We start from the raw sequence: 17,528 nt of genomic DNA on the forward strand, positions 1-17,528 counted from the left end.
GCAACCCACGGTTGAACACCGCAAGCAAGGGCCAAAGTTTCACTCGAAGTGATGAAGGCAGGTCACCAAAACCCGTTACCCAGCGTTACACCGACTGCGACCCGGCTCCCTCGCCGTCGAGCCACCCCGTGTCCGAACCGTCCGAGTCCTCCAGCCACGAGGGCACCTTCGTCGCCAGCCCCAGCGCCCCGCGCAGCGTGCGCTCCGTCTGGACCGACGTCGCGTCCACCGCCCGGCTCCACGCCGCGCGGAACTCCTCCGCCCGCTGCGCCCGCGCCGCCGCCTGCCAGTGCGTACGGGCCGCCTCCAGCTCCTTGCGCAGCGCGTCGGCCGGCGGCCCGGCCTCGGACCCGCGCAGCGCGACGACCTCCGCCGCCAGCGCCGGTTCCACCTTGGCCGCCCAGGCGCGGTACTCGGGCAACGAGGTCTTCAGATCGGTCACCGGCGCCGCGGTCAGCGCGGAGTCCAGCCGGTTCGCCGCGCTCAGGAAGGTCACCTGGCCGGGCGTCAGCATCGTCGCGTCCCGCTTCAAGCTGCCCCGCTGCTCGCCCTCGGTGGTGCCGAGGACGCACAGCACGCTGCGGCGGCCGCCGTCCCACTCCTCCTCGTTCGGCGCGAAGAAGTACATCTCGGCGATCTCCGGGAGCGCCCACGTGTCCATCGCGTAGGCGTCCTGCGCCTGCCAGCACCGCTCCTCGGCGCGCGTCGCCAGCGCCTCGTCCCCCGGGAAGGCTCCCGGGTCCGCGAGGTAGGACGCGGTGATCTCGCCGTGGTGCGGGCGCGCGCACGCCACCTTGAAGACGAAGGGCGCCTCGGCCAGCAGGTCCCCGCCCGGCACGTTGAAGCAGTCCCCGGCCCGGACCTCCTCCAGGTCCACCGGATCGCCCTCGACGTCGCGGGCCGCGGCGCCGCCGCCCGTACCCGCGGCGCCGCGGTCGGCGACCCGGGCCAGCCGCTCGCCGACCGGGCCCACCAGTTCCACGGCGAGCAGGGCCAGCACCCCGGACATCAGCACCGACACCGCCAGCCCGGCGATCGCCAGGCCCTTGCCCCGCTCGCGGCGCGAGGAGATCTGCACCAGGGCCACGATCGCGAAGACCACCCCGAGCGGCGGGAAGCAGAGCAGGCCGACCAGCAGCGAGGCCAGGGCGAAGCCGTTGATCCCGGGCGGGCCGCCGAAGGCCGGGCCGCCCGGGTGGCCGTACCCATGGCCGTACCCGTGGGCGGCGCCCGTCGGCGGGGCGGCCCACGGGTCGTGCGGCGGGGGCTGGGGCGGGGGCGGGGTACTCACGGCGTGAGCTGCTCCATCAGGCGGGGGGCGTGGGGGTGTGCGAACGACTGCGCGAATAGTACGCAAGGGACACCGGTCGGCGGGGCGATCACCCCGGAGCCCGCCGCTCACGGCCATCTCGCGCGTACGATCCGTCACCGAAGCCCGCCATCCACCCCCCTGCCGACGAAGCGGAGGCGCTCCCGGTGACGCACGCCACGACGCACGCCCCGACGGACACCCTTCCCGGATACGTCTGCCCCGCCGACGGCGCCCGTGCGGGCGTCCGCACCGCGCCCTGGTGCTGCCCGGTGTGCGCGGGCCCCTGGGACCTGGACTTCACCCCCGGGACGCCAAGCGTTCCGGATCCGGCCGCGCCGAACTCGCTGTGGCGCTACGGCGCGGCACTGCCGCTGCCGGGAGCGCCGCGGGTGACCCTGGGCGAGGGGCGCACCCCGCTGGTCCCGCTGACGGGGCGGATCTCCGCCAAACTCGACTTCCTGATGCCGACCCTGTCGTTCAAGGACCGGGGCGCCGTGATGCTCGCCGAGCTGGCGCGGCGGCTCGGTCCCGAGCGGGTGGTGGCCGACAGCAGCGGCAACGCCGGGACCTCGGTCGCGGCGTACTGCGCACGGGCCGGGCTGGCCTGCGAGGTGTTCGTCCCCGAGGGCACCTCCGCGAAGAAGACCGAGCAGATGCGGGCGCACGGGGCGCGGGTCCGGGTGGTGCCGGGCGGCCGAGAGGCGGCGGCCGCAGCCGCGCGGCGGGCGGCCGACGAGCCCGGCGTCTTCTACGCGAGCCACGTCTTCAACCCGTACTTCCTGCACGGCACCAAGACGTACGTGTACGAGCTGTGGGAGGAGCTCGGCGGCGAGCTGCCGCAGGTCCTGGTGCTGCCCGTGGGCAACGGCACGCTGCTGCTGGGCGCGGCGCTGGCGGTCGCGGAGCTGGCGCGGGCGGGCGTACGGGCCCCCGCGCTGATCGCCGTCCAGGCGGCGGCCATGGCTCCGCTCGCGCGGGCGTACGCCGCCGGGGAGGACGCACTGAGCGGCCCCGCCCCGGACCCGGTGGCGACCCTGGCCGAGGGGATCGCGATCCCGGCGCCGCCGCGGGCCCGGCAGATCCTGGCGGCGGTGCGGGCGTCGGGCGGCACCTTCCTGACGGTCCCGGAGGAGCGGATCCGCGCGGCCCAGCGGGATCTGGCGGCGCGCGGCCTGTTCGTCGAGCCGACCGGCGTCGCGTGCTGGGCCGCCGTGGCCCCGGACGCCCCGGCCGACCCCCTCGCCGGCCGCTCGGCCGTCGTCCCCCTGTGCGGCGCGGGCACCAAGACCGGCCTGGCGCCCTGACGGGATCCAGGGCGGCCGGCGTGTGAGGCGCCGCCTTCACGTGCCTCCGGCGGCGCCTCAAACGCCGGCGGGGCTGGATTTGGCGCGGTCCCGGCTCCGCCCAGCCCCGCCGGCGGGGCTGGAATGGGCCCGGGCCCGCGGGCCATGGTTCCGGTCTTCGCAGATGTCCGATTTTCGCCAGCCCCGGCCACCGCCCTCTGATGAAATGCCCGCATGACCAAGACCATTGACCTTTCCCGCGTCCACGCCTTCCACGCCCTGCACACCCCCGGTGCCCCGCTCGCCCTCGCCAACGCCTGGGACGTCGCGAGCGCGCGCCTCGTCGAGGCGGCCGGGTCCGCCGCCGTCGCCACGACCAGCGCCGGGGTCGCCTGGTCGCTCGGTTCTCCCGACGGGGACTCCCTCGCCCGGGACCGCGCCCTCGACCTGATCGCCCGCGTGGTGGCCGCCGTGGACGTGCCGGTGACCGCCGACATCGAGGGCGGGTTCGGCGACGACGCGGCCGGGGTCGGCGAGACCGTCACCGGGGTGCTGGCCGCCGGTGCGGTCGGGGTCAACATCGAGGACGGTTTCCGGGACCCGGCCGAGCAGGCCGAACGGCTCGCCGCCGCCCGCGCCGCCGCGGACGCCCTCGGGGTGCCGCTCTACATCAACGCCCGCGTGGACACCTTCCTCATGGGCCTCGGCGAGCCCGGCCCGGCCCGGCTGGAGGAGACCTTGCGCCGCGCCGCCGCCTACCTGGAGGCCGGGGCCAGCGGCATCTTCGTACCTGGCGTGTACGACCCGGCGACCCTCACCGAGCTGGTGCGCGGGATCGACGCCCCGCTGAACGTCCTGGTCGGCCCCGACGCACCGAGCGTGGCGGAGCTGGGCGAGCTGGGCGTGGCCCGGGTCAGCCTCGGTTCCTGGGTCGCGGGGGCCGCGTACGCCGTGGTCCGGCGCGCGACCGAGGAGCTGCTCGCGGGCGGCACGTACGGCGCGCTCGCCGGCTCCCTCTCCTACGGCGAGGTGAACTCCCTGTTCAAGGGCTGACCGGGGGCGGGGCCGGCCCCGCGGGGGCCGGGCAGGCCGGGCCGTCAGCCGCGGGCGGCCCGGCCGTATAGGGCCTTCGCCCGGCCGTCGAAGAGGGCGGCCGTGGAGTCCACGTCCGTGTCCCCGCCGCTGAGCACCGCGATGAGGCGGCCGGGCGAGCCGGGGCCGCCGCGGTCGGCGATCCAGGGGCTGCCGCTGGTGCCCGTCCAGAAGCCCGCGCAGCTGATGTGGAGCATGGTCGGGTCGTCGGTGTCGTGCGCGGTCTGGGTGGTGCAGGAGACCGGCCTGTTCTTCGGGTTGAACGCGGAGTCCGGGTAGCCGACCACGGTGACGTCGCGCTCGTAGCCGGAGGCCCAGTCGGGCGACGGCGCCTCGCCGTGGCCGACCGCCTGCTGGACCGTGCGGCCCTTCTTGTCCGGCGCGATGGTCAGGAAGGCGAAGTCGGCGGTGTCATCGCCCCACTTCGTCCAGCGCTCGTCCACGTGGATCGCGCTGACCTTCCAGCGGCCCAGCGGCTGCGAACCGCTGCCCCCGCCCGAGAAGGCGGGGGCGAAGGACAGCTCGCCGATGGCGAGGCCGTCGTGGGCCACCTCGCCGGGAGAGCCGTTCTCACCGGCCGGGGCCACGCAGTGCGCGGCGGTGGCGACGACGTTGCCCCGCGGGCTGTCGACCACGCTCGCCGTGCACCAGTGCTCGCCGTTGGCCATGAGCACGCCGACGGTGGGGAAGGGCATCGCCTCGGGATTGTCGGCGCCGGACGCCTTGAAGACCGCGACGGCGACGACCGCCACGAGCGCGGCGGCCGCGGCGAAGACGCCCTTCACCACCGGTCTGCTCATCGCACGGCGGAGACGGGAGCGCGGGCCGGGGCGGGCGTCGTCGCGGGCGTCGCCCCGGGCGTCTTCCCGGGCGTCGTCGCGGGTCCGGACGCCGGGCGCGTGCTCGCGCCCGCGCTCGGGGCGGGTGTCGGCGGCAGCAGTACCTTGCTGATCCACTCCAGCGAACCCTCCCTCATGCCACGGACGTAGGACTTCCCATTGTGCTCACCATCCTGGATCACCTGGAGGCGGGTGTGCACGGGGCCCCTGGTGTAATCCCGCATGAACTTCTCGGCCTTGTCCCGGCCGCTCTCCTTGGTGCCGATCTGGAAGTTGACGTAGACGTCGGGGCCGCCTTCCTTGATCAGCTTCTCGGCCAGTTTCTGCGGGTCGTTCTCGTCCATGGCCCGGGTGTCGCCCTTCCACAGCGGGGAATCGGGCACGAAGTCGGTGCCGCTGGCGATCACCGCCTTGAACCGCTCGGGGTACTTCAGGACGTGCTTGAAGGCGCCGAACCCGCCGGAGGAGGACCCCATGAAGGCCCAGCCGTCGCGGGACGCGAAGGTGCGGAAATTGGCCTTCACGAAATCCGGCACGTCATCGGCCATCCAGGTGCCCATCCTGGGCTGGCCGGGGATGTCCGAACCGTCGAAGTGGTGCTTCGTGTCGGCGTTGATCACCGGCATGACGAGCAGGAACGGCAGGCTCCGGCCCGCCTTGGCGCCGTCGGCCACGGCCTGCTGGAGGCCGAGGCCGGGCCCGGTGCCCCAGTAGTTGGTGGGGTAGCCGCGGCCGCCGGGCAGGGAGATCAGCACCGGGAAGGCGCTCTGGTCGTAGCGCGGGTCGTTGTACTCCTTCGGCGCCCACACCCACACGTCACCGGTGAAGCCGGACTTCTTCCCCGTCAGGGTGGTCCGGCCGATCTCGGTGCCGTCCGGAAGCCGGCCGGTGCGCTCGAAGACGGCCCGGGGGCCGGTGGGCATCCGTACGCCGGTCCCCGCGCCGGTGCTGATGCCGGTGGTGTCGCCCGCGGTCTCCCGGGCCGCCCCGAAGGACATGGGCTCGCCTATGTCGGAGAAGAGCCCGAAGCCGTACGCCGCCGCTCCGCCGCCGGCGGTGAGGGCCAGCGCGAGGGCGCCCACGATCAGACGGCGGCGGCGCCGCGGCTTCCGCACCGGCCCGTCGTCGTTCTGCGACTGCTGCCGACCGGGCTCGTGGTCGTGGTCCTGCTGATGGTCGTGGTCGTGCTGCACGGAAGCGTCCCGTTCCTTTCCGGCGCCCGCGGCGGACGCGGGCAGGACCATTTGGTCCCCCTTACACCCCTATGAGAGGGATGAACGGCGTGTCGGGTTGCCTGGCAGGCCGGTGACGTGCGTCAAGGACGCGTCCGGGGCTCGCGGCTCAGCCTCCGGCGGGCTTCGGGCCCTTCATGACCTTGCTGATCCACTCCAGCGAGCCCTCGCGCATGCCGCGCACGTAGTGCCAGCCGTTGTGCTCGCCGTTCTGGATGTCGCGGATGGTGACCTTGACCGGCCCCTTGCCGAACTCGGACTGGAACTTCTCCATCCGGGCCCGGTCCTTCTCCTTGGTCCCCTGCTGGAAGTTGATGTAGACGTCCGGGCCCTTGGCGTCGATCAGCTTCTGGGCGAGCTTGCGGGGGTTGTTCTCGTCCATGAGCGCGGTGTCTCCCTTCCAGAGCGGGGAATCGGGAACGATCTCGCCACCGCTCGCGATCACGGCCTTGAAGCGGTCCGGGTGCTGGAGCACCTGCTTGAGGCCGACGAAGGCACCGGAGGAGGAGCCCATGAAGGCCCAGCCGTCGCGGGAGGCGTACGTACGGAAGTTGGCCCGGGCGAAGTCCGGTATGTCCTCGGCGATCCAGGTGCCCATCCTGGGCCGGCCGGGGATGTCGGAGCCGTCGTAGTAGTTCTTGGCGTCCGGGTTCAGCACCGGCATGATCAGCACGAAGGGCAGGCTGGTGCCGGCCGCCACCCCGTCGCTGATGGCCTTCTGGAGGCCGAGGCTGCGGTCGGCCCAGTAGTTGGCGGGGAAGCCGTTGCCGCCGGGGAGCGCGATCATCACCGGGAAGGCGCTCTGCGCGTACTTCGGGTCGTCGTACTCCTTGGGCGCCCACACCCACACGTCACCGGTGAAGCCGGACTTCGCCCCGGTCAGGCGCGTCTTGGCGATCTTCGTACCGTCGTCGAGGCTGCCCGTCTGCTTGAACTCGGCCTTCGGCCCGGTCGCCGGGCGCACGTCCGGATCACCGCTGGGCGACGCCGACCGGCCTGCGTCCGGGGCGGCGGACGGGGTTCCGCCCGCGGCCGGGACCGGAACCTGCGCCTTGCCGAAACTCACCGGGTCGCCGTCCCCGGAGAACCAGTGCGACTTCCAGGCCGCGAAGCCGCCGCCGCCCGCCAGCAGGGCGGCGGCGAGGGCCCCGCCGATCCACACCGCGCGCCGGGACCGCTTCGGCGGCCCGCCGCGGCCGGAGCCGCGGCCCGGGTCACCGGGCGGGGGCGGGGATGCGGGCGGCTGCTGCCGGGGCTCGTGCCCGAAGGGGTCGAAGCGCGGGGCCCCGGACGCCTGGCCCTCGTTCGCGTACGACTGTGGGGCCCAGGGCTGATCGGCGTACGGCTGGTCGTCGGGCCGTCGGCGCGGCGGGTACTGGTGCACGGACTTCGCTCCGAACGGTCATGACTGCCCCACTGGGCAGAACGGCTTGGCATCCCCCTCCTCCTGATGGCCGAATCCCCCTCCCGGTTTCACAGCCGGGCAAAGAATGACCGGGATCTCACCGCCGCCCCGGAGGCTGCGCTTTTGACCCCTGTCCGGCGGGCCCGCGGCTGCCTACTTTCGAGGGATCAGGCCTTCGCCTGAGCGGGCCGGCCGGTCCGGACCGGCTCCGGCCCGCGCCATCGGTGCACGTACGACACGACACGGAGGCGTCACATGCCCACAGCCACCCCCGAACTGACCAGGCCGGTCGAGTTCCTCGACGCGGGCCCGCTCCTCATCGACGACGAGACGATCGCGTTCGAGGACGACGACCGCGGCGACCGCGAGCACACCGCGTGTCTCGCCGACCCCTGGGTGACCGCCACCACGCGGTTCGCCTGCGAGAACAACTCCTAGCGTGACCGGGTCCACCGCCGGCCCCACCGGATGGTCCGACGACTCGTGGTCGTACCTGCACGACCCCCGGATGCCGGCGGTGGACCACGGCTGGAAACTGCACGTCTCGGCCCGCCCCGGCGAACTCGACGCCGTGGTCGCCCTCGTGCTGCCGGTGCTGCGACGGCACGTGTGCCACGCCAAGTTCGCCCGGGACGCGCAGACCCTGCGCACCGTCAACTCCGGTGCGGCGGGAGCCGGGATCGTCGGCAAGGCGATCACGGTCTACCCCGAGCCCGGCGGCGTCGTCGCCCTCGCCGCGGACCTGGTCGCCCTCCTGCGCGGGCGGGAGGGGCCCCGGGTCGTCAGCGACCGGCGGGTCGATCCCGACGCCCCCGTCTACTACCGCTACGGGCCCTTCACCGGCGACTACCGGACCGGGCGCGGCGGCCGCCTCGAATCGGTGATGACCGGCCCGGACGGCCGCCTCTTCGACGGCCTGGCGAGCGGCTCCTACCGCTGCCCGCCCTGGGCCGAGGACCCCTTCGCGCCGGCCCGGCCGCCCGCGGCCGCGCCCGTCTTCGGCGTGGGCGGCCGCTACGCGCTCACCGGCGGAATCGTCCGCAAACCCCAGGGGAACGTCTACCGCGCCCTCGACCGGTCCACCGGGCGGCCCGTGGTGGTCAAGCAGGCGCGTGCCTTCGTATCCGAGAACGCGTCCGGTACGGACACCCGCGACCGGCTGCGCAACGAGCACCGGGTCCTCGCCGCGCTCGACGCCGTCGAGGGCGTACCGCGCGGGCTGGACTACGTCCGGCACGCGCCGGACGAGTACCTGGTGATGAGCGACTGCGGCGACCGGAACCTGCGCCGGCACGTCCAGGACAACGGCCCCTACGCACCGCGGGACCTGACCGCCCTCGCCGCCCGCCTGCTCCGCACCCTCGACGGGATCCACGCCCGCGGGGTGGTCGTCCGCGACCTCAAGCCCGACAACGTGGTCCTGGACGCCGAGGGCCGCTGCCACGTCATCGACTTCGGCATCAGCGAACGCGACGGCGCCGGCCCGGGCGGCTCGACCCCCGGCTACAGCGCGCCGGTCCTGCGCCCCGGCGCACCGGCCGCCCCGGCCGACGACTACCACGCGCTGGGCGCGACCCTGTACTTCGCCGCCACCGGCCTGGACCCGGTGATCATCGGCCCCGACACCGCGGTCGACCGGGAACGGACCCTCGACGCCCTGGCGTGGGCGCTGCCCGGCCGCGCCCACGAGGGCATCCGGTCGATGGTGACGGGCCTGACGAGTCCGGACCCGGCCGTACGGACCTCCGCCGCGGGCCGGCTGCGGACGGGCACCCCGCAGCCGCCGTCCCGGCCGCTCCCCCGCGCCCGGCTCGACGACGACCTGCTGCGGGAGGTCATCGGGCACACGGCGGCCTCCTGCGTGGACGGGGCGCTGCGCATCATGGACCCGGAGCGCGCCACGCGTGCGCAGGTCCCCGCACCGCTCGACGTCTACGGCGGCGCCGCCGGGCTCGGCCTCGAACTGCTCCACCACCGCGAACTGCCGCGGGTGCGTGAGACGGTGGACGCGCTGGCGCGATGGACGGCGGCCCGGCCCCGGTCGGCGGCCATGTCAGCGGGGTTCTACACGGGCCACACCGGCATCGAGCTCTTCCTCGCGGCGGCCTCCGCGCAGCGCCCGGGCCCGCCCGTGCTGCCCCTGCCCGCCCGGACCCCGGACGGCGGACCGCCGGAGGCCGACCTGATCGACGGCGCGGCCGGGGTGGGCCTCGGCCACCTGCTCCTGTCCCGGCACCGCCCGGCGGCGGACCATCCAACCGCGGTGGACCACCTCGCGGCGGCGGCCGCCTGTGCGCGCATGCTGGCGTCCGGGGAGGCGCGTCTGACGGCCACGGGATCGGGGACCCCCGGCGACGCCGCCCTGGGCCGGGGCATCGCCCACGGGGAGGCGGGCGTCGCGTACTTCCTGCTGGAATACGGGGCCGCGACCGGGGACCGCGACGACCTCGCCCGGGCCCGGGAGGCGTGCGCCCGCCTCGCCGCCCGCACCCCGGACCTGATCGCGGCGGCCGGGGCTCCGGGGGCCACCCGCCGGTACGGCTCGTGGTGCCGCGGCCTCGCGGGCATCGGCACGGTCCTGGTCCGGGCCGCGGGTCGCCTCGCGGAACCCGGTTACCTCGCCCTCGCCGGACGCACGGCCCGCGCCTGCTCCGCGCTGGCCCCCCGGATGCCCCTGGTCGGCCAGTGCTGCGGCCTGTCGGGGGTCGGCGACTTCCTGCTGGACGTGGCGGACGCCGCGGCGTCGGAGGAGTTCCGGGCCGCCGCCGAAACGGTCGCCCTGATCGCCCTGTCCCGCAGCGGCGGCCCCCACTCCCGCCCCGTCTTCCCGGACTCCACCCTGACTGCGTCCTCGGTCACCTGGTCCGACGGCTCGGCGGGCGTCCTCGGATTCCTGCGGCGCCTCGCCGCGGGCGGGGGGCCGCGCCTGGGACTCCTCGACTGACCTGGGTGCCGATCCCGGCCGGCGGGTACGCCGAAGGGGCCGGCCCCTGCGGCGACCGCGCGGGGTCCGCGCCGGGCCCACCGCGCACGCGCGTCTGCTCAGGCGCCGGTGGAGGTCTCCACCAGCTCCGGTTCCGGCTCCGGCTTCCGCGCCGGCTTCAGGGCCAGCGAGACGGCGTAGAGGAGCGCGGCGAATCCGGCGCTCACCGCGACCAGGACCAGCCAGAACGAGCGCCCCGGGGCGCCGTCGGAGGCGAGCGCGGCGGCCAGGCCGTTGGCGCAGGCCCCGCCGCCGGCGATCGCCGTGCCGACGAAGCCGAAGGCCATGCCGCGCCGGTGTGCGGGGACGGTGGTGGCGATCTCGCTGTCGATCCGCGGGTCGATCAGTACCTCCGCGGCGGAGAAGAGCAGCACGCACACGATCAGCCCGCCCACCGACGCCAGGGAGGCGGCGGCGAAGCTGGCCGTCATCAGCAGCAGCGAGCCGGAGATGACCAGCGCCGAGCTGCTGATCTTGCCGGTGGACTGGTTCAGGGGGACCTGGAGCAGCACCACGGCGATGGCGTTGACGGTGAACAGGACGCCGACGAGGGACGAGCTCTGCACGCTGCCGGTGAACACCGGCAGCGCGTATTCGAGTTGGATGTAGCAGAACCCGAAGGCGAAGGCGCAGGCGAGCACCCAGGCGAGCTTCGCGCGGTCCAGGGAGGGGCCCGCGGCGTCGGAGGCCGTGGCCGCCGACGGGTCCGGTGCCGCCGGGTCCTGGACGTCCGTGAGCTTGCGCAGCCGCAGCAGGACCAGGGCCAGGACCAGGTAGGTGGCGCTGGTGACGACGAAGCCGATCCGGGGATCGCCGAGGAAGAGCAGCAGGCTACCGGCCAGCGGGCCCAGCGCGCAGCCCGCGTTGTTCGCCGTGCTGCGCAGGGCGAAGACCGTCCGCAGCTGCTCCCCCGTGCCGAGCAGCCGCACCAGTGCGGACTTGCCCGCGGGCACGTAGATCGCGCCGCCGAAGCCGAGCAGCGCGCAGGCGGCCACGACCGGCACGGGTCCGGAGACGGCCAGGAGCAGCAGGTACGACAGGGCCCTGACCACGAGCCCGCCGGACATGGCGCCGACGGGTCCGACGCGGTCGGCGATCCAGCCGCCGAGCATCGAGAGCCCCTGCTGGGACCAGAACTTCACCGTGATGGCCAGGGCGACCACGAAGGGGCTGAGGTGCTGCTCGCGGGTGAGGTAGACGGCGAGGTAGGGGATCACGATGTTGCTGCCGAACGCGACGGCGAAGTTGCCGGTCAGCAGCAGCAGGACGCCGGGCGTGCGCCGGGCGACGCGCAGGGTCTCGATCATGACGCGAGGTCCGGCGCGGGGCCCGACGCGGGGCCGGACCCGGGGTCCGCGGCCGCGTCCCGGATGACGGTGGCGCCGTCGAACCAGGCCCCGGCGGCGGCCAGTGCCCGCTCGACCTCCGCGCGCGAGGCGCCGGTGGCGAGTACGGAACCGATCTTCTCCACGCTCATCCGGGCCGGTTCGAGCACGGTGCCCGGCTCGGCGTGCCTGCGGTAGGCGGTGATGCCGGGCACCGGGCACGCGTCGGGTATCTCGACCAGGGTGCCGGGCCGCGGCGGGAACAGCGCGAGACCGGCGATCCGGTCCGGGGCCGCGGGGAGGGCGGGGGGTTCGTTCCCGCCGACGCTGCGGACGAAGACTTCGAGCAGGAAGTGGCCGAAGCCCAGCGTGACGACGTCCTCGATCATCCCGCCGCCCATGCGGCTGGCGACCTCGTTGAACACCAGGCGCCCGTCCGTGGCGCGGAAGACCTCGGCGTGGAACAGGGAGGTGGCCGGGGTCGGCAGGGCGGCGAGGGCCCGGCGCGTGAGGTCCCGGGCCGGCTCGAACAGGGGGTCGTCCGCATCCAGCATGCAACTGTGCAGGATCCGGCCCCGCTTGATGTCCAGGCAGGTGCTGTCGCCCTGGGTGGAGGGCCACATGAGCCGGGTCTCGCCGTCCACGACGATGCCGTCCACGTGCAGGAGTTCGTGCTCGATGTACTGCTCGGCGAGCAGGTGCGCGCCGTCGTCGGTGCCGAGGGCCCGGTGGGCGGCGAGCAGCGTGTCGACGTCGTGGCGGTCGTCCAGTACGTGGACGTCCATGGAGCCGCCGCCGCTGCGGGGCTTGACGACCACGGGGTAGCCGACCTCGTCGATGAACCGGAGCAGGTCGGCCAGGTTCGAGACGGGGGCGTAGGGGGCGACCGGGACGCCGGCCTCCGACAGGATGCGCTTCATCACGAGCTTGTCGCGGAAGGCGGTCGCGCTCGCGACGTCCTGCCCCGGCACGGCGAAGGCCTCGCGCAGCCGCGCGGCCCGCAGGAGGTCGAACTCCGAGAGGGATATGACGCCTTCGAAGCCCCACTTCTCGTGCATGGCGAGCGCCTGGCTCTCGACCAGGGGGTTGAAGTGGTAGTCCTGGACCACCTCGACGTGCGCGTACCCGGCGAGCTGGGAGGCGCGCTCCACGGGGTCGGAGGAGACGGCCGCCGCGTCGGTCAGCAGGACCGCTTCGTGGCCGGCGCCGAGCCAGTCCGGAAAGCGCATTCCGGTGAGCGGAGTCCGGTTGAGGACGAGGTACCTCATCGGACCTCCCCGGCGACGAGATTCCTCGTGTGCAGGAGCAACATACTCACAGGTTCGCTTCTCTCCATCGGTGGGACTCGTGCGCCGACTCGGTTGAACGACAGGAAACTACAGCAGCGTGCGCAGGCGGCCGCCCCACATCTGCGGTGCGACCAGGTCCGCCACGACGCGCTCGGCCGCCGAGGGCACCGGCAGGTGGCCGAGGGTGGTGAACGCGCGCAGCGCCACCGGCATCGAGGCCCGGCCCGCGCCGTCGTCGATCTTCACCGCGACGGCCCCGGCTCCCGGTGCGGCCAGCAGGTGCACGCCCTCGGCCCCGAGCTTGGCCAGCAGGCCCGGGAGGGCTTCCATCGCCCGCGCGTCGGTGCGGTCGGTGCCCTCGACCAGGCTCGGGTGGGCGCGCATCGCGTCGGCGACCGCGCGCTCGTCGGTGCCTTCGGCGGCCTCGACCAGGCGCGACGCCGCCCGCGCCAGTCCGGTCAGGCTCGCCGCGAAGACGGGTACGCCGCAGCCGTCGACGCCGGTCGCCGCGACCGGCTCGCCGGTCAGCTCCTCGACCACCGAGGCGGCCAGGACCTGGAGCGGGTGGCCGGGCTCCCGGTAGCCCGCGGTGTCCCAGCCGGACGCGACGCACGCCGCGAGCATCGCCGCGTGCTTGCCGGAGCAGGCCATGTACGCGCGCCGCGGCCCGCCGCCGGCGCGGACGACCGCGTTGCGGGAGTCGGGGTCGCCCGGCAGGTCCGCCGGGCACCGGAGCGCGTCCTCGGTGAGGCCCGCGCCGGCCAGGATCGCCTCGACCCGCTCGACGTGGATCGGCTCGCCGTGGTGGCTGGCCGCCGCGATCGCCAGCTCGCCCGGGTCGGCGGGCTTCCACCCGGCGCGCAGCATCGCGACGGCGAGCACCGGCTTGACGGCCGAGCGCGGGAAGACGGGCGAGGCGGCGTCGCCGACCGAGGCGATCAGTGCGCCCGCGGCGTCGACGACGGCGACGGAGCCGCGGTGGAAGCTCTCGGCGAAACCGGAGCGGACCATCTCGGCGACGGCGTCACCGCCACGGTAGACGGAGGGTTCAGGGCTCACTGCGGGCACTCCTTGCGGGGGTTGATGCGTCGAACAGGAAAGAGCCGTCGGCGTGCCGTTCCAGCGGGACGTCGAGGGACGGTACGCAGACACCGGTGTGGGCGCACGTACGGCCGGACCGGTTGACGTGGACGCCCCGGACGCCGGCATTGAGCGCGCCCACCACGTCCGCGTCGAACTCGTCGCCGATGTGGACCACGCGCACCGCCGTGGTGCCGAGCGCGTCGCCGAGCAGGGCGAGCCCCTCGGCGAACGCCTCCCCGGCGGGCTTGCGGTGGACGCCGTCTCCGCAGAAGCGCACGTGCGTGAAGTACGCACTCAGGCCGAGCCGCTCCACGATGTCGTCGCGCAGGGCGGCGTACGAGTTGGACACGGCGATGCACGGCACCCCGAGCGCCTCGATCGACCGGAGCAGCCGGACGGCGTCGGGGTACAGGCGCACCGCACCGAGCACGGTGCTGCGCCGGACGGCGACGAGGCCGTCCAGCTCGGAGGCGGACAAGCGGCGTCCGTGGCACGCTGCGTGGAACCGGCGGATCCGGTCGTGGTCGAACTCCTCGACCGGCAGCAGGCCCCGGTCCAGGGCGGATTCCACACCGGCGGACACCTCGTACCAGCGCGGCAGGTCCGAGCGGTGCCCGCCGATCGCTTCGAGCGCGCGCAGCGAGCTGTCGGCGTAGTCGATGAGGGTGCCGTCCAGGTCGAAGGACAGCGCGTCACAGCGCATGCGTCGTCGTACCTCCCTTGTGGGTGGGCCGGAACGTGCGGCCACGGCGCCGACGGGGCCGTGGCCGCACATCCCCTCTAGCGGACCCGGAACCGGAGCGTCTCGTTGACCTGGCGCTGCTTCTCCATGACGTCCTCGCGGGAACTGCCCGTGAAGATCACGTGGCCGTGCGCCTGCCACACCCGCGGCGGGACGTCGATCAGGTCGCCGATCTTGCTGTAGATCATGACCTCGGAGACGCTCTCGCTGGCTTCGAGGGCCTCGACGCCGTCCACGCCGACCAGCTCGCCGGGCTGCTCCCCGAAGTGCAGGGAGAAACCGACGTGCCGGACGTTGCGGTCGTCGACGAGGACGTCCACGGCCTGGCCGAGCGACACCTTGGTGAGGACCTCGACCATGTCGATCCCGGTGGAGAGCAGCACGCTCTGGTACACCGGGCCGCCGCCCAGACGGGCGCCGGTCTCCAGGATGTAGGGCTCGCCCTCGGGCGAGATCCGGAACTCGGTGTGGGTGGCGCCCTGCTCGATGCCGAGGCCCTCGTGCGCCAGCTTCGTGAACTCCTTGACCTTGGCCAGCGTCTCGCCCGTCAGCACGGTGGGCGTCGCGTAGAAGGTCTCTTCGAAGAACGGGCCGTCCATCGGCATCGGCTTGTCGTGCACGGCGACGACCGTGGTCTCGCCGTCCTGCACGTAGCTCTCGACGCTGATCTCGTTGCCGCGGAGGAACTCCTCCAGCAGGATGCCCTCGGAGTAGCGGGACTTGAGGAAGAAGAGCGGGTCATAGTCGAAGCCGGCCCAGGCGCCCGCGCGGATCTCCTCGAAGTGCTCGGCGAGCTCCTCCGCGTTGTCGACGCGGCGGACGAACATGCTGCCGCCGCCGATGATCGGCTTCATGACGAGGGGGTAGGAGATCGACTTGGCCGCCTCCTGCGCCTCCTCGATGGAGGAAGCGAGCGCGAAGCGCGGCTGCGAGATGCCGACCTTCTCGAAGGCCTGGCGCATGCTCAGCTTGTCGCGGCTCTTCTCGGCCGTGTCCGGGGAGATGTACGGAAGGCCGAGCTCCGCGGCGACCGCCGCCGCGGCGGGGACGCTGTGCTCGACGAACGCGATCACACCGGCGATGGGCTCGGACTCCTCCTTCGCGATCTCCACGCAACGGGCGACGGTCGCCTGGAGGTCACCGGTGGGCGCGGAGTAGACCGCGTCGACGTACTCGTGCTCCCAGCTGGGCTCCTCGACGACGACGATCGCGCGGTGGCCGAGCGCGTGGGCGGTCTCCGCGGCCTTGGCGAGGTGCTTGCGGCGGCTCGCATTGCGGGTGTGCAGGATCATGAGGGTCATATCAGTGGACCTTTCTTGATGGCGATCGCCATGTCAGGTGAGATTTCGTCGACCGAGGTGCCGAGCACGAGGACGGCCGGGCCTTTGGCGGCGAAGAAGGAGCTGATCCGCGCCGCGTCCTGGTCGGGGTCGTCGCAGGACATGACCGGCAGCCCGATGGCCTCGCAGATGCCGGGCCAGTCGATCCGGAGGAAGTCGCGGCTGACCGCGGCGGCTTTGTGGTGGTGGATGGCGTGCTGGTCGATCAGGTTGAGGCGGCCGTTGTCGAGGATCGTGACCTTCACGTTCAGACCGAGCCGGGCGATGGTCTCCAGCTCGCCGATGGACATGGTCAGTCCACCGTCCCCGACGAGCGTCCACACCGCGGCGTCGGGCCGGGCGACGGCCGCGCCCACCGAGGCGGGGATCGCGTAGCCGAGGCTTCCGGTGCCGCGCGGCGTGATGAGCCGCTGGGGCGTGACGAGGTGCAGGAGGGCGCCGAACCAGCCGCTGGCGACGCTGGCCTCGCCCACGCAGACGTCCTGGCCGGCCATGGCCGCGTTGACCGTCCGCACGAGGGAGGCGGTGCCCGAGGGCGACCAGCTGCCGGAGGCGGCGCGGGGGCGGGCGCCGCCGTACGACCAGTCGCCCAACTCCTGTGCCAGCAGCCGCAGTCCGCGGTCGATCTCCTCACGCAGCAACGAGCCGCGCTCCGGGGCGATGTCAGCGACCCGGGGATCGTGGTCGATCCGGACGAGGAACTGGTCGGCGGACGGCCAGGCGTACTGGTTGGTCGACTTGTCGCCCATTTTGGAACCGGCGTACAGCACGACGTCGCAGCCGCTGATGTACTCGTTGGCGGGGGTGTCGCCCTTCGACCCGACGACCCGGGGGGCATCGTCGCCGGTCTCCGACAGGACGCCCTTGCCGTTGAGCGTGGTGAACACCGGGATCCCGAAGCGGCCGACGAAGTCCCGCAGGACCTCGGCCGTGCCCTCGGTGTGGGATCCGCCGCCCGCGATGAGGGCGACGCTCGCGCCGTTCCTGATGGCCCGGGCGGCCGCCCGGGCGCGCTCCGCGACCCGCGGGTCGCCGGCCGGGTCCGCGGGGACCTCCGCATCGGCCGCGGGGGCCGGTGCGTTGAGCAGGGCCTCGTCCGCCTCGGCCTCCAGGACGTCCGGGGCGATCTCGATGACCACCGGACCCCGGCGCGGTCGCGCCGCGAGGGCCAGCGCGGCGTCGAGGGTCGCCAGCGCGCCCTCCTGCGCGCGGATCACGTAGACGCGCTTCGTGATGCTCTCGAAGAGCCGCGCGTGCTCGACCTGTCCGGTCGCCCACGGGCGCGCCGTGCTCTTGCTGGGCCCGGAGGTGATCAGCACGAGGGGGGTACCGCTGTTGTACGCCTCCAGCAGCGCCGGGGTGCAGTACGGGGACCCGATGCCGCCGGGCGCGTCGCACACCGCGACCTCTCCGCTGATCCGGGCGTACGCCTCGGCGGCGTAGGCGGCGCCGCGCGGGCACCGGCCCACGATGTGGGAGAGCGACTCGCTGCGCTGGAAGGCCGCGTAGAGGGAGAGGGACGTCTCCCCCGGGTACCCGAACACATGGGAGACGCCGTATTCGGACAGCCTCGCGGCCATCGCGTCCGCAACAGTGACCATGA

General features: G+C 73.8%; 14 protein-coding genes. 4 read left to right on the forward strand and 10 right to left on the reverse strand.

From position 1 onward, the window contains the following. Positions 1 to 85: 85 nt before the first annotated feature. Positions 86 to 1,291, reverse strand: a complete 1,206-nt coding sequence (locus ABZY31_RS13605; protein ID WP_356408880.1) for a DUF4190 domain-containing protein — start codon at positions 1,289 to 1,291, stop codon at positions 86 to 88. Positions 1,292 to 1,476: 185 nt separating this feature from the next. Here ABZY31_RS13605 and ABZY31_RS13610 point away from each other — a divergent pair, with 185 nt between their 5' ends. Further along, a complete protein-coding gene (locus ABZY31_RS13610) occupies positions 1,477 to 2,616 on the forward strand; it encodes a pyridoxal-phosphate dependent enzyme (protein ID WP_356408883.1) in 1,140 nt (379 codons plus the stop codon). 213 nt (positions 2,617 to 2,829) lie between these two features. Beyond that, positions 2,830 to 3,648 (forward strand): isocitrate lyase/phosphoenolpyruvate mutase family protein, encoded by an 819-nt coding sequence (locus ABZY31_RS13615; protein WP_356408886.1) that lies wholly within the window; start codon positions 2,830 to 2,832, stop codon positions 3,646 to 3,648. Between the two features lie 44 nt (positions 3,649 to 3,692). Here the strand turns inward: ABZY31_RS13615 and ABZY31_RS13620 are convergent, their stop codons facing one another. The 3 genes from ABZY31_RS13620 to ABZY31_RS13630 all read right to left on the reverse strand — a co-directional run bounded on the left by ABZY31_RS13620 (position 3,693) and on the right by ABZY31_RS13630 (position 6,920). Then, positions 3,693 to 4,487 carry a trypsin-like peptidase domain-containing protein gene (locus ABZY31_RS13620; protein WP_356408889.1) on the reverse strand — a complete coding sequence of 265 codons (795 nt, stop codon included), beginning with the start codon at positions 4,485 to 4,487 and terminating at the stop codon, positions 3,693 to 3,695. Beyond that, entirely contained in the window at positions 4,484 to 5,770 is a 1,287-nt protein-coding gene (locus tag ABZY31_RS13625; protein ID WP_356408892.1) for an alpha/beta hydrolase-fold protein, read from the reverse strand. Before ABZY31_RS13625 ends, ABZY31_RS13620 begins: the two co-directional genes overlap by 4 nt. Positions 5,771 to 5,867: 97 nt before the next feature. Then, positions 5,868 to 6,920 (reverse strand): alpha/beta hydrolase-fold protein, encoded by a 1,053-nt coding sequence (locus ABZY31_RS13630; RefSeq protein ID WP_356408979.1) that lies wholly within the window; start codon positions 6,918 to 6,920, stop codon positions 5,868 to 5,870. A gap of 498 nt (positions 6,921 to 7,418) precedes the next feature. On the opposite strand from ABZY31_RS13630, the gene ABZY31_RS13635 reads away from it, so the two are divergent. Together ABZY31_RS13635 and lanL are read left to right on the forward strand one after the other, a co-directional pair. Continuing rightward, positions 7,419 to 7,601 carry an SflA family class IV lanthipeptide gene (locus tag ABZY31_RS13635; RefSeq protein WP_356408895.1) on the forward strand — a complete coding sequence of 61 codons (183 nt, stop codon included), beginning with the start codon at positions 7,419 to 7,421 and terminating at the stop codon, positions 7,599 to 7,601. Position 7,602: 1 nt separating this feature from the next. Continuing rightward, on the forward strand, positions 7,603 to 10,107 hold the full coding sequence (gene lanL / locus ABZY31_RS13640; RefSeq protein WP_356408898.1) for a class IV lanthionine synthetase LanL: 2,505 nt from the start codon (positions 7,603 to 7,605) through the stop codon (positions 10,105 to 10,107). A gap of 98 nt (positions 10,108 to 10,205) precedes the next feature. Here lanL and ABZY31_RS13645 read toward each other — a convergent pair whose 3' ends face one another. The 6 genes from ABZY31_RS13645 to ABZY31_RS13670 form a co-directional block, all read right to left on the reverse strand. Beyond that, positions 10,206 to 11,453: an MFS transporter gene (locus tag ABZY31_RS13645; protein ID WP_356408901.1), complete on the reverse strand. Its 1,248-nt coding sequence runs from the start codon at positions 11,451 to 11,453 to the stop codon at positions 10,206 to 10,208. Beyond that, positions 11,450 to 12,739 (reverse strand): ATP-grasp domain-containing protein, encoded by a 1,290-nt coding sequence (locus tag ABZY31_RS13650; protein WP_356408904.1) that lies wholly within the window; start codon positions 12,737 to 12,739, stop codon positions 11,450 to 11,452. Before ABZY31_RS13650 ends, ABZY31_RS13645 begins: the two co-directional genes overlap by 4 nt. 108 nt (positions 12,740 to 12,847) lie before the next feature. Then, on the reverse strand, positions 12,848 to 13,819 hold the full coding sequence (locus tag ABZY31_RS13655; RefSeq protein WP_356408907.1) for an asparaginase: 972 nt from the start codon (positions 13,817 to 13,819) through the stop codon (positions 12,848 to 12,850). After that, entirely contained in the window at positions 13,809 to 14,546 is a 738-nt protein-coding gene (locus ABZY31_RS13660; RefSeq protein WP_356408910.1) for an HAD family hydrolase, read from the reverse strand. Before ABZY31_RS13660 ends, ABZY31_RS13655 begins: the two co-directional genes overlap by 11 nt. Before the next feature lie 77 nt (positions 14,547 to 14,623). Continuing rightward, positions 14,624 to 15,886, reverse strand: coding sequence for an ATP-grasp domain-containing protein (locus ABZY31_RS13665; protein ID WP_356408913.1), 1,263 nt, complete (start codon positions 15,884 to 15,886; stop codon positions 14,624 to 14,626). Next, positions 15,883 to 17,526 (reverse strand): thiamine pyrophosphate-dependent enzyme, encoded by a 1,644-nt coding sequence (locus ABZY31_RS13670; RefSeq protein WP_356408916.1) that lies wholly within the window; start codon positions 17,524 to 17,526, stop codon positions 15,883 to 15,885. The genes ABZY31_RS13665 and ABZY31_RS13670 overlap by 4 nt, the downstream gene beginning before the upstream one ends. Positions 17,527 to 17,528 lie beyond the last annotated feature (2 nt).

Source organism: Streptomyces sp. NPDC006529 (genome assembly GCF_040611795.1).
GTDB lineage: Bacteria > Actinomycetota > Actinomycetes > Streptomycetales > Streptomycetaceae > Streptomyces.